Below are 14,956 nucleotides of genomic sequence, written 5' to 3'. Positions count from 1 at the left end.
GCTTTTCCTCATTCGTCTGCTCCTTCAGGTGGGGCAGACTCTACATCAGACTGAGGGATCGCGTGGGGGGCAGGTCAGGGCCCGTGGCTTTGGCCGCCTGTCGCGCGAAATGGAACTGGCGAACACTCGTCTGGCCGCCTTCGCGCGACGCACTGGCCTCGCCCTCGGGGCCGCAGCCGCGGCGGCCACCGCCTCGCTCGGGCTGATCGTCCGCTCTACAGCCGAGAGCGCCGCCCAGATCCGTCAGTTCGCGCAGGTTGCCAATGCCACACCCGAGGCCCTGCAGCGCTGGTCGGCTGGCGCGCGGACGGTTGGCATCGAGCAGGAGAAGCTCGCCGATATCCTGAAGGACGTGAACGACCGGGTCGGGGACTTCCTGCAGACCGGTGGCGGGCCGATGGCGGATTTCTTCGAGAATGTCGCGCCCCGCGTGGGCGTGACAGCCGACCAGTTCGCCCGCCTTTCGGGGCCGGAGGCGCTGCAGCTCTACGTCGATACGCTGGAACGCGCCGGTCTCAGCCAGCAGGAGATGACCTTCTATCTCGAGGCGATGGCCTCGGACGCCACGCGCTTGATCCCCCTCCTGCGGAACGGCGGGGCCGAGATGGCCCGTCTGGGTAACCAAGTCTCGGACCTCGGGGCGATTCTGGACAGCGATGCGCTGGAAGCCTTGCGCCGCACGCAAATGGCGCTGGGTACCGTATCCCTCGTGTTCGATGGTCTCCGGAACCGCATCGCCGTGGCTGTCGCTCCAACCATCGAGGCGCTCGCCAATGCCTTCGTTGCCCTGGCCTCCGATGGCGGCATCCTCCGTTCGGCCATCGACGGGCTGATCAGCAATCTCGGGCGACTCGCTTCCTATGCCGCGACCTTCGCCGCTGTCATGGCCGGGCGCTGGGTGACCGGGCTTGCCGCCGCCGCGCTATCCGTGCGCGGCTTGTCCACCGCCTTGGTGTTCCTCCGCGGCGCCCTGATCCGCACCGGCATCGGCGCGCTGATCGTCGGTGCGGGCGAGTTGGTCTACCAGTTCTCGCAGCTGGTGGCCCGGGTCGGCGGGGTGGGCGAGGCGTTTCGCCTCCTCGGCGATCTAACCCGCGAGGTGTGGTCGCGCATCGGGCTGTCGCTCGACTCGGCCCTCGCGCGAATGGCGGCTGGATGGGAGGGGCTGAAGGCGGCCGGTCTCTCGGCCCTCGAGGGCACCATCGCAGGCGTCGTCAGCTTCGGCGACCGGACGGCCGCGATCTTTCAGGGGGCCTATGATGCGGCCGTGGCGATCTGGGGCAGTCTGCCCGGCGCCATCGGCGACTTCGCCTTTCAGGCGGCTAACGGACTGATCTCCGGCGTCGAGGCGATGCTGAACGGCGTCGTCACGCGTATCAACAGCTTCATCGGGACCCTGAACGCGGCCCTTGCGCTACTACCGGAATGGGCCACCGGCGAGGGCGGGGTACGGATCGGCATCCTTGATCCGGTGGAACTCGGCCGCATCGGCAACCCCTTCGAAGGCGCTGCGACCGCAGCCGGTGCCGCCGCCGCGGATGCCTTCTCGGCTGCGCTGTCACGCACCTATCTGGAACCGCCCGATCTTGGCCTCGGTGCCATGGCCGACGATGCCCGCGCCCGGGCCGACGTCTATCGCGAGGCGGCTGGGATGCTGGCTGACGCCGCAGGTCGGCCGCTCGCCAGCTGGCAGGCGCTGAAGGATGCCGTGACCGGCACAGGCACTGAGGCCGAGACCGCACTCGCCGAGGCGGCCGCCTCGGCCAGTGCCCTCACGGCCGGCCTGAACAACACCGCCACCGCCGCTGATGGCGCAGGCGGCGCTGCACGCGACGCGGGGGCCGCTGCAGCCGAGGGCGCGGAGACTGCCCTGACCGGCTGGCAGGCTGTCACGGCAGCGCTCGCCGACTATGCCGCCAAGGCGCGCGACCTTGGCGGCGATATCGGCAGCGCGCTGGTCGGGGCCTTCCAGAGCGCCGAGAACGCCATCGGCGACTTTGTGAAGACTGGCAAGCTCGACTTCCGCGATCTGGTCACCTCGATGATCGGCGATCTCGCGAAGCTCGCCGCCCGCCGCTTCATCCTCGGCCCCATCGCCAATGCCCTTTCCGGCGCGCTGGGCGGGGCGGGTGGGATTTTCGCGAACATCCTGCATGCGGGCGGGATGGTCGGTGCCCCTGGTCCCGGACGCATGGTCCCGGCGCTGGCCTTTGCGGGTGCCCCGCGCATGCACAACGGCGGCTGGGCCGGGCTGCGACCTGACGAGGTGCCAGCGATCCTTCAGCGCGGGGAGCGGGTGCTCTCGCGACGGGAAGCGGCAGGCTACGGCCAGGCCAGCGCCCCGACTGTCAACGTCACGATCAACGCTCGTGACGCCGAGAGCTTCCGCCAGTCCCGGACGCAGGTCGCCAGCGACATCGCCCGGGCAGTCTCTCTGGGCCGGAGGGGGATGTAATGGCATTTCACGAGGTCCGGTTTCCGGACAGCATCAGCCGCGGGGCACGCGGTGGCCCTGAACGCCGCACGCAGATCGTCGAACTGGCAAGCGGGGCCGAGGAGCGCAACGCCAGCTGGGCCAACTCGCGACGCCGCTACGACGTGGCCTACGGCATCCGCCGCGCCGACGATCTGGCGGCGGTGGTTGCCTTCTTCGAGGCCCGCAATGGCCGCCTCCATGGCTTCCGCTTCAAGGACTGGGCCGATTTCAAGTCCTGCCTGCCGTCGCAGACCCCCGTGTCAACCGATCAACCCATCGGCGCCGGCAACGGCAGTACGAACACCTTTCAGTTGGCCAAACGCTACACCTCCGGCGCGCAGTCCTGGACGCGGGCCATCACCAAGCCCGTCGCCGGAACCGTGGCCATCGCCCTGAACGGCACGCCACAAGCCTCTGGCTGGTCGGTTTCCACGACCACCGGCCTCATCACCTTCACCACCGCCCCGGCCGCGGGCGTGGCCATCACCGCAGGCTTCGAATTCGACGTCCCCGTTCGCTTCGACACCGATGTCCTCGACGTCACCCTCGACCTCGAACGCCTCGGGTCGATCACCTCGATCCCCCTCGTGGAAATCCGCACATGAAAGCCCTGAACCCTGCGCTGCAGGCGCATCTCGACGACGGCACCACGACGCTTGCTTGGTGCTGGCGCATCACCCGCGCCGATGGCGTGACCTTCGGTTTCACCGACCACGACCGGACGCTGTCGTTCGACGGGACCGAGTTCGAACCGGAAAGTGGGCTGACCGCCTCCGAGGTCCGGTCGGGATCCGATCTGTCGGTGGACGCGCAGGACGCGCAAGGCGTGCTGTCGTCGGACCGGATTACGGAGACGGACATCCTCGACGGCCGCTGGGACGCCGCAGTTGTCGAGGTCTGGCGGGTGAACTGGGCGGCGTCTGCGCAGCGCGTGCTCTTGCGCCGCGGTGCCATCGGCCAGATCCGGCGCGGGCGGTTGGCCTTCGTGGCGGAGGTGCGGAGCCTTGCCCATGTCCTCGGTCAGACGGTGGGGCGGACGTTTCAGGCCAGCTGCGATGCCGCGCTGGGCGATGCGCGCTGCGGTGTGAACCTCGAGGCCCCGGCCTTCAAGGGGAACGGCGCGGTGATCGATGTGCTGCGGGACCGCGCCTTCACCGCTTCCGGCCTCGGCCCCTTCGCGGCGGGCTGGTTTTCCTTCGGGCTGGTCGAGTGGACCAGCGGCGCGAACGCGGGGCGGCGGGTCGAAGTGCTTTCGCATGACATCGTCGATGGCGTGGCGATCCTGACCCTGCTGGAAGCGCCGGTGCGCCCGATCACGGCGGCGGATGCCTTCGTGGTACGGGCGGGCTGCGACAAGCGGATGGCGACCTGCGGCGCGAAGTTCGCCAATGTCGCGAACTTCCGGGGCTTCCCACACATCCCGGGCCAGGACGCAGTCCTTCGCTACGCCACCAAGGACGGCGGGCACGAGGGGGCGGTGCTGTGACCGTTGCCGATCCCGCCCTTGTCATCGCCGCTGCCCGATCCTGGCTCGGCACGCCCTATCACAACCAAGCCAGCCTGCGCGGAGTCGGCTGCGACTGTCTTGGCTTGGCACGGGGTGTCTGGCGCGCGGTGGTCGGGCCTGAACCGTTCCCGATCCCTCCCTACAGCCGCGACTGGGGTGAAACGGGGCCGCGCGAGGTGCTGGCCGAGGGCGCACGCCGCATGATGCCGGAGATCGCACCCGCCAGTGCGCCACCCGGCGCGCTGGTCCTGTTCCGGATGACGCCCCGCGCCATCGCCAAGCATGTAGGCATCCTCACCGGCCCCGACACCCTCCTTCACGCCTATGAACGCCTCGGCGTGATCGAGGAGCCGCTGACCCCAACTTGGCGGCGGCGCTTCGCCTTCGCCTTCCTGTTCCCGGCACGCTGACTCCATAACCCTTCGAACCCTGAGTTTCCGCAATGGCCACGCTCGTCCTTGGCGCTGTCGGTTCCGCCATCGGCGGGGCTTTTGGCGGCGCGATCCTCGGCTTTTCCGGGGCGGCCATCGGCGGCTTCATCGGATCGACCATCGGTTCGGTGGTCGACAGCTGGATCGTGTCCTCGCTGGCCCCGGCGCAGAAGATCGAGGGCCAGCGCCTCGACAGCTTGCGGATCACCTCGGCCACGGAAGGCGCGATCATCCCGCGCCTCTATGGCCGCATGCGCATCGGCGGCAACATCATCTGGGCGACCGATTTCCGCGAGGAGACCAAGACCACGACGCAGGGTGGTGGAAAGGGTGGCGGCGGCGGCCGGGTCCAGACGACCGAATACCTCTACTATGCCAGCTTCGCCGTGGCGCTCTGCGAAGGCCCGATCACCGGCATCGGCCGCATCTGGGCTGATGGCAAGCCGCTCGACATGACGGGCATTACCTGGCGCTGGTATCGAGGCGACGATACCCAGGGGGCCGACCCGTTCATCGCGGCGAAGATGGGAACGGCCAACACCCCCGCCTACCGCGGCACCGCCTATGTTGTCTTCGAGGAACTGGCGCTCTCGACCTACGGCAACCGCCTGCCGCAGCTGTCGTTCGAGGTGTTCCGACCCTTGGCCGACCCCGACACCGCCGAAGGGCTGGTCATGGCCGTGACGATGATCCCCGCCTCGGGCGAGTTCACTTATGCGACGGAGGCTGTCTGCAAGACGGTCGGGGCATCCACCACGGTGTTCGGCCAGACCACAGGTGGAACGACCTCGGCCGAGAACCTGAACGCGCTGCCCGATGAGGCCGATATCGTCGTGGCCCTCGATCGGCTTCAGGCCATGGCCCCGGCCGTCGAGAGTGTCAGTCTCGTCGTCGCCTGGTTCGGCAACGACCTGCGGGCGGGCAACTGCACCATCAAGCCCGGCGTCGAGGTGGCGACCAAGGTCACCAGCCCCAAGGTCTGGACGGTCAATGGCGTGGCACGGGCGAACGCGCATCTCGTCAGCCGAGATGCCGAGGACCGCCCGGTCTATGGCGGGACACCTGCCGACTTCGCGGTGGTGCAGGCGGTCCAAGAGATGAAGGCGCGCGGGCTGCGCGTCACCTTCTATCCTTTCCTGCTGATGGACGTCCCTCCCGGCAACACGCTGCCGAACCCCTACAGCGCGAATGCCGCCACACCGGGCCAGCCCGGCTTCCCCTGGCGCGGTCGGATCACCTGTTCCCCGGCGGCAGGCTTTGCGGGGACCGCGGACAAGACCGCCGCTGCGGCGACGCAGGTCTCCAGCTTCTTCGGCGCGGCGACCCCGGCGCAATTCGCCGTTGCGGGCGACACGGTCAGCTGGACCGGTCCCTCCGGCGACTGGGGCCTGCGCCGGATGATCCTGCACTACGCCCATCTCTGCGCGGTGGCGGGCGGCGTCGATGCCTTCCTGATCGGGACCGAGATGCGCGGGCTGACCACGATCCGCTCCAGCGCCAGCGCCTATCCTGCCGTCACCGCCTTCAAGGCGCTGGCGGCGGATGTGAAGGCAATCCTCGGTGCGGGCACCAAGGTGGGCTATGCTTCCGACTGGTCGGAGTATTATGGCCATCAGCCGGGGGACGGCAGCGGCGACGTCTATTTCCACCTCGACCCGCTCTGGTCTGATGCCAACATCGATTTCATCGGCATCGACAACTACATGCCGCTCTCCGACTGGCGCGACGGTTTCGACCATGCCGACGCCCTCGAGGGCTGGCCCGGCATCCATGACCGGGCCTACCTGCAGGCCAACATTGCCGGGGGCGAGGGCTTTGACTGGTTCTATGCCAGCGCCACAGACCGGTCGGCCCAGATCCGGACGCCGATCACGGATGGCGCTGCGGGCAAACCGTGGGTGTTCCGTTACAAGGATCTGCGCGCCTGGTGGTCGAACCTGCATTTCAACCGCCCGGGCGGGGTAGAAAGCGGAACGCCCACCGCATGGGTGCCGCAATCAAAGCCCGTCTGGTTCACTGAGCTTGGATGCCCCGCCATCGACCGGGGCACGAACCAGCCGAATGTCTTCTTCGACCCGAAGTCGTCGGAGAGCTTCACCCCGTATTTCTCGCGCGGCTGGCGCGACGACGCGATCCAGCGTGCCTATCTCGAGGCCAGTTATCTCTGGTGGGGCCAAGGTGCGAACAACCCGACGTCTTCCGTCTACGGCGGCCGGATGGTGCATGTGCCGGAATGCGCCGCATGGACCTGGGATGCGCGGCCCTATCCGTTCTTTCCGGAACTGACCGGCATCTGGACGGACGGGCCGAACTGGCGGCTTGGCCACTGGCTGACCGGGCGGCTGGGCGCGGTGTCGCTGGCGGCCCTTGTGCGCCACCTCTGCTTGCGCGCTGGGCTCGATGAGGCGTTGATCGACGTCACCGGCCTCTGGGGCGCGGTGGAGGGCTATGTGATCGGCGCGCTGGAAAGCCCGCGCGCGTCGATTTCCACCTTGGCCCGCCACTTCGGCTTCGATGCCATCGAGACCGAAGGCGTGATCCGCTTCGTGATGCGCGGCCGGGCATCGAGCCTCACCTTGACGGTGGATGATCTGGTCTCCAGCCGCGAGGGCGAGGCTTTTGAGCTGACCCGTGGCCAGGAGACTGAACTGCCGCAGGCGCTGAAGTGGCAGGTCGCACGCGCCGACGAAGATTACGATGCGGCGCTCGTCGAGGCGCGGCGAATCACTGTCGACACGACGCGCATCGCTTCCGAGTCCTTCCCCATGGCGATCCCACCCGAGGAGGCGGAACGCCGCTGCCGCCGCGCGCTGATGGAAGCCTGGATCGGCCGGGAAAGCGCCACCTTCCGCCTGCCGCCCTCGCGTCTTGCCCTCGATCCGGCCGACGTGATCCGGCTGGCACACGACGGCCGTGAGGTGGAATTCCGCCTCGTCTCGGTCGCCGATGCCGAAGCACGCGGGATCGAGGCGATGCGGCAGGACCGCGTCGCGTATGACATGCCGCCCGGCGATCCCCGCCCGGCTTCGCTTTCGAGCCCCGTCGTCTTCGGCATGCCGGAAGTGGTCATGCTGGACTTGCCGCAGATCAGCGAAGACCAGCCCGCACATCGGCCCCTGATCGCCGCCCATGCCAGCCCATGGCTTGGCGAGATCGCCGTGTTCCGCAGCGCCTCGACGGATGGCTTCAATCTGCTGACGACCTTCGGCAGTCGGGCCCGGATCGGGACACTGGCCTTCGACTTCTTTCCGGGCCCCACCTCACGCTTCGATCTCGGCAACGCGCTGGTGGTCGATCTGCTGTCGGGAACGCTGGAAAGCGTGACCGACGTCGCGCTGTTCGGCGGGGCCAATGCGGTAGCCGTCGAGACAGCGGCGGGCCTTTGGGAGATCGTCCAGGCTGGCGCGGCTGAACTGGTCGCCACCGGTCGTTATCGGCTCACCCGCCTCCTCCGCGGGCAGCGCGGGTCAGAATATTCCATGGGCAATCCCGCCCCGGCCGGGGCGCGGGTCGTGGTGCTGGACACAACGCTGGCGTCGCTGCCCATTGCCGAGGCAGACCTTGGCTTGCCGTGGAACTGGCGTGTGGGCCCGGCCGCAAGGGCGGTGAGCGATGACCGCTTTGCCGCGCTAGGGTTCACCCCGACCGGGCGGGGCCTCGTGCCTTTCGCCCCGGTCCATGTCGAACAGCCGTGGCGAACGGCCCGGAACACGGGCGATCTGACCATCCGCTGGACACGGCGGTCCCGCGCGCTGGTCGCCGATGCCTGGGAGCAGGTCGAGGTGCCGCTGGCCGAAGACGTTGAGTCCTACGACCTCCAGATCCTCGACGGCGCTGCGATAAAGCGGACGCTGACCAGCAGTACGCCCTCCGTCCTCTACACCGCTGCTCAGCAGAACGCCGATTGGGGTGCGCCGCTCGGGCCCGGCCAGACGCTGGCGATCCGCATCTTCCAGCTTTCGAACCGCCTTGGCCGCGGCACGCCCGCGTCCGTGACCCTCCAGTTCTGACGGGATTTCCCATGTCCGACACCACAACCCATCTGGGCCTGCCTTACCTACTGGCCGCCCAAGCCCAGAAGCATGTCACCCACAACGAGGCGCTGCGCCTCCTCGACGCCATGGTGCAACTTTCGGTCCTCGACCGCACTCGCACCGCGCCCCCGGCCAGCCCGGCCGACGGCAACCGGCAGCTCGTGGCCTCGGGCGCGACCGGCCTTTGGGCGGGGTGGGACCTGAACATCGCCTTCTGGGTCGACGGCGCATGGATCCGCCTCGTGCCGCGTACCGGCTGGCTGGTCTGGGTCGCAGCCGAGAGCCTGTTCCTCGTCTGGACCGGCAGCGCCTGGGAAGTGGTGGGCGAGCCACGCGACGTGTCGGATGCGGTGTTCAGCCTGGTGAACGACGCTGATCCGACGAAGAAGGCCACCTTCTCGCTGGCGGGGATCAGCGCAGGCACCACGCGCAGCTTCACACTGCCGAACACCTCGTCCGAACTGGCGATCCTCGCCGGAACGCAGACCTTCACCGGCAACAAGACCTTCTCGGGTACGCTGACCGCCTCGGGCACAGTCACCGTCTCGGCGGCCTCGGCAAGCATCGGCACGGCCACGACGACCGCCACCTATGGCATGGGCATCGGCGCCACGACCACCGGCGTGACCAAGACCGTGAACCTCGGCACTGGCGGCGTGTCCGGGTCGACGACGGTCGTGAACATCGGCTCTGCGACGGCTGGCGCGGGCGGGGCGACGGTGGTGAACACGCCCACGGTCACCTTCGCCAATGCCGTCACGCAGGTCGGCATGCCGCAGGCCAACCTGACCGCGCAGTTGCTCGGTCTCGGCGGGGCCACGGCCGACAGTTACAACCGGCTGTCGGTCAACACGCCTGCGGTGCTGCTGAACAATGCAGGCGCGGGCATCGAGACGACCGTCAACAAGGCTGCGGCCGGGAATGACGCGGCCTTCGCGTTCAAGACCGGGTTTTCGGCGCGGGCCCTGATCGGCCTCCTTGGCAATGACGATTTCAGCTTCAAGGTCAGCCCGGATGGCTCGGCCTTCTTCGACGCGATCAGAATTGACCGCACGAACGGCCAGGTGGAACTGCCGCAGCCGACCGTCCTGCCCGGCCTCAGCGCCGCGCCGACCCCGCCGCCCACAGGGAAGGCCGCCCTCTATGCGCGCAGCCGTGCCGGGGCGCCGTGGATCGACGTCATGCGCCCCTCCGGCCGAGATTTCCCCCTCCAGCCCCACTTCGGGGTGAACCGCATCGCCAACTGGTCTCCCTCCGTCAGCACCACGATCACGACCGAAGGCTTGCCGATCACCTCGGTCGGCACCGTTTCACACCCGACGCTGGCCACGACGAACCTCGCCGCCTCGATGCGGCGCTGGCGTTTGACCTCGGCGGCCGTCGTGGACTCGGTGGCCGATCAGCGTTCCGCAGGTTGGGCCTGCTGGCGTGGGAACGCGGCGGGCCTCGGCGGCTGGACCTTCGTCACGCGGATTTCGCTGACGACGCTGCAGGCGACCGGGATGGGCTTCTTCGGCCTCTACGGCTCTACCGCCGCACTGGCCACCACCCTGACGCTGGCCGCAGCCATCAACTGCATCGGCATCGGCTTCCAGCGCGGGACGCACACCCGCTGGCAACTGGTCGCGAACGACGGGACCGGCGCACCGACCCTGACCGACATGGGCGCGTCCTTCGGTATCGCCACTGGTGGCGTGCTGACGCTCTTCATCGCCGCCCCGCCGAATGGCAGCTCGGTCTGGGTGCGGGCGGTCGACGAAATGTCGGGCGCGGTCTTCGAACAGGAGATCACCGCCGACCTGCCAGCGGCCACGCAATTCCTGTCGCCGAGGCTGTTCCTGAACACCGGCGCAACCGCCGCTGCCGTCGTCTACGACTGCGCCGGTGTCTACCTCGAAACCGATTTCTGACCGACCGCAGCTCGCGGCAATGAAAGGACCACCATAAACGAACAGACCACTCTCGCCGGAGAGGTTGCGCGGGCCTTTCGGGACCACGGGATCACCGCCGCGCTGACCGCCCTGATCGGTGGCACCATGGCCTTGATCGCGGCGATCACGCGCAAGGCCTTCACCAATGAGGCCCTGCTGGACCGCCTCGACCGGGAACTCATCACCGAACGCGACCGGACTGACAAGCAGCGCAGCGAAGATCGCAAGGTCGATGGCGACCGCCTCGACCGGATCGAGACCGACATCCGCTCGATGCGCGACATGCTCTTCGACGCCTTCCAGCGCGGCCGATCCGACTGACCGCCTGGCGACCACACCACGACGACCACATCCCCCGCCCATGAGGCGGGTTTTTTCATCTGGAGGATCCACCATGCCGACCCTGACCTACCCCCACTGGCGCGATGTGCCAGCTACTGCCTGGCGCTGGCCGAACTTCTCGGCCGCCGAGATCGCCTGCCGCGGCACCGGCGCGATCAAGATCAACACCGAAGCAATGGACAAGCTGCAGGCCCTGCGCGACCGGCTGGGCAAGCCGCTGATCATCCGCTCGGCCTATCGCAGCCCGGAACACAACCGCGCCGTCGGCGGGGCCCCGGCCTCGAAACACATGCAGGGTACCGCCTTCGACATCGCCATGTCGAACCACGACCCAGCAGCCTTCGAGGCGGCCGCGAGGGCGGTGGGCTTCCTGGGGTTCGGATACTATCCGCGCTCCGGCTTCATGCACATCGACCTCGGGCCTGCCCGGTCCTGGGGCGATCCCTTTCCGGCCCGTCTTGTGCCCTTCGCGCCGGAACTGACGCCTGCGCGCGAAGTGCTGTCTGAAAGCCGCACCCTGCGCGGTGGCGGCGCGGCGGGCGCTGCAACTGTCGGTGCGGCTGGGCTCGAAGTGCTGCAGGACGTTCTTGCCGAAACGCAGACCACGATCCAGCCGCTGGTCCCCTACCTCGACACCCTGCGCTGGGTGCTGATTGCCATCGCGCTGATCGGCATCGCCGTCACGATCCACGCCCGACTCGACGACTGGAAGCGAGGCCAGCGGTGATCAGCTGGCTTCTGACCCATGGCCCGGCGCGAAAAGCGCTGGGCCTGATCCTCACCGCCGCAGCGATCCTGCTGTTCCTGCTGAACCTGCGCCGCGCCGGTGAACGCGCTGGGCGCGCCGCCGAACGGCTTGATGCCAGAGAGAGAAACGATGCCATCCACCGCCAGATGCTCGACGCCGCCGCCCGCCGCCCTCATGATCGCGGTGCTCTGGCTGAGCGCTTGCGCGATGGGCGGTTCTGACCTTCGCGCCCTTTGCCCACCTGTGGTCGATTACACGACAGCCGATCAGGCGCAGGCCGCCGACGAGGTCGAAGCATTGCCGGAAGGGGCTGTCATCGCCAAGATGCTCAGTGACTATGCTGTATTGCGTGATCAGGCGCGGGCATGCCGGTAGGGATGGAAAGCCATCTGTCGGTGATCACACTCGACACCGCACACAAAACTCTGAATAGTTACCAAAAAGCATGATGGGGGAAGGGGTTATGTATGCCGAGAATGACTTTCAGTTGCTGGAAGCCCGCACTGCCGATGTCCGTGTTGAGATTCCATGGCGACGCAAGGACCGCCCCTATATCAATCCCCATGCCGTATTCAGCCGAATACCCCACGCCGATGGCGAACAACACGAACATCTTACGGCCGTCATTGGCAAGAACGGTACCGGCAAATCCCATCTCCTGAGCGCCATCGTTCAGACTTTCCTGCGCCTCCAGGAACTGCAGCAGGGCACGCGAAAAGAGATTAAAGGCGGTCTTCCATTGGACCTGCTGGTCTATCGTGTGGACGGGCATGATTGCACGATCAAACAGAGGGGGCATCGTTCTATCAGTATCCGAGTCAACGATCGCGAAGTTGGTCCTGAAGACCTTCCTTTGCCCAAACGCATCGTCGCGCTCACCATCAGCCCGTTCGACAAGTTCCCGCTGCCCCGCACGATCCCGCGATCCGTGGTGCAGGTTGATGCCACATCATCGATGTATCACTATCTCGGATTGCGTGACAATTTCGGGAAAGCTTCGATCCGGACACTCCTGTTCCGCTCCTTAAGCAGCCTGTTTGATACGACAGACAATAGCGCCCTCCGGCGGAGCAACATCGGTGCTGTGTTCGAATTCCTCGGCATGCGACCGATGATAAACGTCATCTACCGCTTCAGGGAAAGATCGCTACTCCTAGAGATCGCGGGCGGGCTCGACCCCTACAACCCTGATGCGACGTCCTATACGCAGAGGCGTCTTCCCGAAAACATCGTTCGAAGCGAGATCCCTGCAGAAACCCTTCGAGGGCTAGCAAAGCTCGCGTTCGACAAGGCTGACCTGAACCGGATCGAAACGCGTGCAGACCTAGAATCGGGGTTTCAAGACCCGCTGTTTCTTGAGTTGCAGCCGCTGCGCCGCGCAGGTTTCCTGAGTGTATCTGGCGTTGGCGTTGAGCTAAAAGATGGCGGCCCGACAGACCTGCTTCAGGCAAGCTCCGGTCAGTTAAGCATGGTCTCTGCGCTTATCGCGCTCGCGTCGGTCATCGAGAACGGCAGTCTCGTGCTCATCGACGAGCCAGAACTTAGCCTGCATCCGGAGTGGCAGGTGAAGTACATTGATCTGCTGCTGCGCACTTTCGCCCGCTACAATGGCTGTCATTTCGTGGTCGCTACTCACTCGCCGATGGTGATCTCCGAGTTGCCTGTGCACGCCGAAGTGATCTCGCTCGATCAGGAAAAGCTTCCATCCACCAAAGAACTGCAAGGACAGTCGGCCGACTATCTCCTCGCCGAAGTGTTCGGGGCGCCGACAACAAACAACCTCTACGTCAGGGACCGCATCGTCACTGCGCTACGCATGATCGCAAATGGGGATGTGAATTCTAAGGCGTTTGGAGAAGCGCTTGCTGACCTACGCAAATTCGCGACCGAGCTGGAGCCAAGTGATCCTGCAGCTGAGCTGATCAGAAACGTTGAAGAAGCTGCGCGGGACGCAGGGACTGAGGCGAAGTCATGAATCCCGTTCAGTACGGCGCTCCGTGCCAGGCATTGGTCGATTCGTTCAATGCACGTGAACCGGAGCAAAAGGACCACAAGTACTGGAACGATCCTAGCGTCGACTTAGTCCGTGCGGAGATCAAGGACCACTACATCGCGGAACAGAACCGGCGGTGCTGCTATTGCAACCGCGAGTATCCGACGAACAACAAGGCGGTCTGGGATGGTGAACACATCATAGCCAAGAGTCTTGCGCCGCACTTCATGTTTGAACCACGTAATCTGGCGGCCTCATGCAAGGACTGCAATATTGCTAAGGGCGAAGATGAAGTCCGCGTCAATCCTAATCGGAAGGCATTCCCCGATCAGTCACAGCAATACATCATCGTCCACCCGCACTTTGACGACTACAATGACCATATTCGGTGGTATGGCGATGTCGTAAGGCCGCTATCAGCGAAAGGTGGCCAGCTCGTTGGAAAGTGCAAGCTTTGGCGCTTTGGAGTTGCCAAGGCTGGTGTCGAAGTGTCTCCGCCGAATCCTCTGGTGGACGGAATGATCGGCGTCATGATGGATCCACAGGCAGACCCTTTGACCAAGGCAGTCGCTATCGAAGGTTATAAGGCATATGTGAGAGAGCGGGCCCAGAAGGCGCCAGACTAGCCGCAAACGTCGAATTCGACCATTCCACTGCGGGAACACTTCGCTTGATCCGGAGCGAGCCTTGCCGCTTGGACCATGACTTTGCCACTTAGGCCACGATGGTGACGGTATGGATTAGCGATGCCCAGAATGATTTGCTAACGTTCAATGTGGAGGAGAACGGTGCCCATGAGAGCATTAGCGATGTACGATCGGGACTCAATCCCGCGCGACACAGGGCGGGCGGAGCGGGAATCGTTTGATCGCCTGAAGGCTGAGTTGACCCACGCCTTCGCAGCGCCTGAGGAAAGCTATCTTCCGTTGACGGCAGCCGAGGTCATAGCCCGGAACCGAGGCTGACGACGAGGCCATTCGCGTCCTGGAGGCCTCATCGATGCGGCTTAACGAGTTCTACCCCAACACAGGCGACCGTTCGGGCATCGAGCAGGCGGATCGGTAAATCACCGACCTCTTCGCGGCGTTCGGCCAGATTGAAAGCCATGGCGTCGCATCACGGCCCATCCCGGCCGAGTTCGGGGTCGAGGGCTTCTACTTCCGGCACGCGCATCATTTCGTGTACTGGAGGCGTCTGTCGAACGGGGACGTCGGAATCGTGCCGATCCTGCACGAGCGAATGCACCAGATGGACCGGTTTCGGGAGGATCTTCCGAAGTGACGGATGGCACCGACGACGATTATCCGCAGCTTCGAAGGGGGCCTCGCAAAACGTTGACCAGGTGTTGACAAGAATTTCAAAAGCAAAAACCCGACGGTTTACGTCGGGTTCTAAGCATATGATATCTTTCAGGATTTTGGTTGCGGGGGCAGGATTTGAACCTGCGGCCTTCAGGTTATGAGCCTGACGAGCTACCGGGCTGCTCTACCCCGC

The 14,956-nt window shown here is 65.8% G+C and carries 13 protein-coding genes; 12 read left to right on the top strand and 1 reads right to left on the bottom strand.

What is annotated here, in order from left to right; translation table 11 throughout:
• Positions 1–109: 109 nt before the first annotated feature.
• The 10 genes from FNF32_RS05445 (at position 110) to FNF32_RS15805 (ending at position 11,844) form a co-directional block, all read left to right on the top strand.
• The gene (locus FNF32_RS05445; RefSeq protein WP_425467890.1) at positions 110–2,455 is read left to right on the top strand and encodes a phage tail tape measure C-terminal domain-containing protein; all 2,346 of its coding nucleotides are present in this window, start codon (positions 110–112) and stop codon (positions 2,453–2,455) included.
• On the top strand, positions 2,455–3,081 hold the full coding sequence (locus FNF32_RS05440) for a DUF2460 domain-containing protein (RefSeq protein WP_143796518.1): 627 nt from the start codon (positions 2,455–2,457) through the stop codon (positions 3,079–3,081). Before FNF32_RS05445 ends, FNF32_RS05440 begins: the two co-directional genes overlap by 1 nt.
• Entirely contained in the window at positions 3,078–3,962 is an 885-nt protein-coding gene (locus FNF32_RS05435) for a DUF2163 domain-containing protein (RefSeq protein WP_143796517.1), read from the top strand. Before FNF32_RS05440 ends, FNF32_RS05435 begins: the two co-directional genes overlap by 4 nt.
• Positions 3,959–4,393, top strand: a complete 435-nt coding sequence (locus FNF32_RS05430) for an NlpC/P60 family protein (RefSeq protein ID WP_143796516.1) — start codon at positions 3,959–3,961, stop codon at positions 4,391–4,393. The genes FNF32_RS05435 and FNF32_RS05430 overlap by 4 nt, the downstream gene beginning before the upstream one ends.
• Before the next feature lie 32 nt (positions 4,394–4,425).
• Positions 4,426–8,424, top strand: coding sequence for a baseplate multidomain protein megatron (locus FNF32_RS05425; protein WP_143796515.1), 3,999 nt, complete (start codon positions 4,426–4,428; stop codon positions 8,422–8,424).
• A gap of 11 nt (positions 8,425–8,435) precedes the next feature.
• Positions 8,436–10,358 (top strand): DUF2793 domain-containing protein, encoded by a 1,923-nt coding sequence (locus FNF32_RS05420; RefSeq protein WP_143796514.1) that lies wholly within the window; start codon positions 8,436–8,438, stop codon positions 10,356–10,358.
• 126 nt (positions 10,359–10,484) lie between these two features.
• A complete protein-coding gene (locus FNF32_RS05415; protein ID WP_246087703.1) occupies positions 10,485–10,700 on the top strand; it encodes a hypothetical protein in 216 nt (71 codons plus the stop codon).
• Positions 10,701–10,773: 73 nt separating this feature from the next.
• Positions 10,774–11,448 (top strand): YcbK family protein, encoded by a 675-nt coding sequence (locus tag FNF32_RS05410; protein WP_143796512.1) that lies wholly within the window; start codon positions 10,774–10,776, stop codon positions 11,446–11,448.
• Positions 11,445–11,690 (top strand): hypothetical protein, encoded by a 246-nt coding sequence (locus tag FNF32_RS05405; protein WP_143796511.1) that lies wholly within the window; start codon positions 11,445–11,447, stop codon positions 11,688–11,690. Before FNF32_RS05410 ends, FNF32_RS05405 begins: the two co-directional genes overlap by 4 nt.
• Before the next feature lie 22 nt (positions 11,691–11,712).
• A complete protein-coding gene (locus FNF32_RS15805) occupies positions 11,713–11,844 on the top strand; it encodes a hypothetical protein (RefSeq protein ID WP_342778022.1) in 132 nt (43 codons plus the stop codon).
• A 58-nt stretch (positions 11,845–11,902) separates the two neighbouring features.
• Here the strand turns inward: FNF32_RS15805 and FNF32_RS15275 are convergent, their stop codons facing one another.
• Entirely contained in the window at positions 11,903–12,241 is a 339-nt protein-coding gene (locus tag FNF32_RS15275; RefSeq protein WP_185961869.1) for a hypothetical protein, read from the bottom strand.
• On the opposite strand from FNF32_RS15275, the gene FNF32_RS05395 reads away from it, so the two are divergent.
• Positions 12,209–13,444, top strand: a complete 1,236-nt coding sequence (locus tag FNF32_RS05395; RefSeq protein WP_185961868.1) for an AAA family ATPase — start codon at positions 12,209–12,211, stop codon at positions 13,442–13,444. The genes FNF32_RS15275 and FNF32_RS05395 overlap by 33 nt on opposite strands.
• On the top strand, positions 13,441–14,088 hold the full coding sequence (locus FNF32_RS05390) for an HNH endonuclease (RefSeq protein WP_143796508.1): 648 nt from the start codon (positions 13,441–13,443) through the stop codon (positions 14,086–14,088). Before FNF32_RS05395 ends, FNF32_RS05390 begins: the two co-directional genes overlap by 4 nt.
• Positions 14,089–14,956 lie beyond the last annotated feature (868 nt).

This window comes from Paracoccus marinus, assembly GCF_007018965.1.
In the GTDB taxonomy this organism is placed as follows: Bacteria; Pseudomonadota; Alphaproteobacteria; order Rhodobacterales; family Rhodobacteraceae; genus Paracoccus; species Paracoccus marinus.
This window is presented reverse-complemented; position numbering and strand designations above follow the sequence as displayed.

Coding starts and splice junctions, on each gene's coding strand:
- FNF32_RS15275 (WP_185961869.1), bottom strand. CDS start 12,241: ATGCCCGTCCACACGATAGACCAGCAGGTCCAATGGAAGACCGCCTTT.
- FNF32_RS05410 (WP_143796512.1), top strand. CDS start 10,774: ATGCCGACCCTGACCTACCCCCACTGGCGCGATGTGCCAGCTACTGCC.
- FNF32_RS05390 (WP_143796508.1), top strand. CDS start 13,441: ATGAATCCCGTTCAGTACGGCGCTCCGTGCCAGGCATTGGTCGATTCG.
- FNF32_RS05435 (WP_143796517.1), top strand. CDS start 3,078: ATGAAAGCCCTGAACCCTGCGCTGCAGGCGCATCTCGACGACGGCACC.
- FNF32_RS05425 (WP_143796515.1), top strand. CDS start 4,426: ATGGCCACGCTCGTCCTTGGCGCTGTCGGTTCCGCCATCGGCGGGGCT.
- FNF32_RS05440 (WP_143796518.1), top strand. CDS start 2,455: ATGGCATTTCACGAGGTCCGGTTTCCGGACAGCATCAGCCGCGGGGCA.
- FNF32_RS05420 (WP_143796514.1), top strand. CDS start 8,436: ATGTCCGACACCACAACCCATCTGGGCCTGCCTTACCTACTGGCCGCC.
- FNF32_RS05445 (WP_425467890.1), top strand. CDS start 110: ATGGAACTGGCGAACACTCGTCTGGCCGCCTTCGCGCGACGCACTGGC.
- FNF32_RS05415 (WP_246087703.1), top strand. CDS start 10,485: ATGGCCTTGATCGCGGCGATCACGCGCAAGGCCTTCACCAATGAGGCC.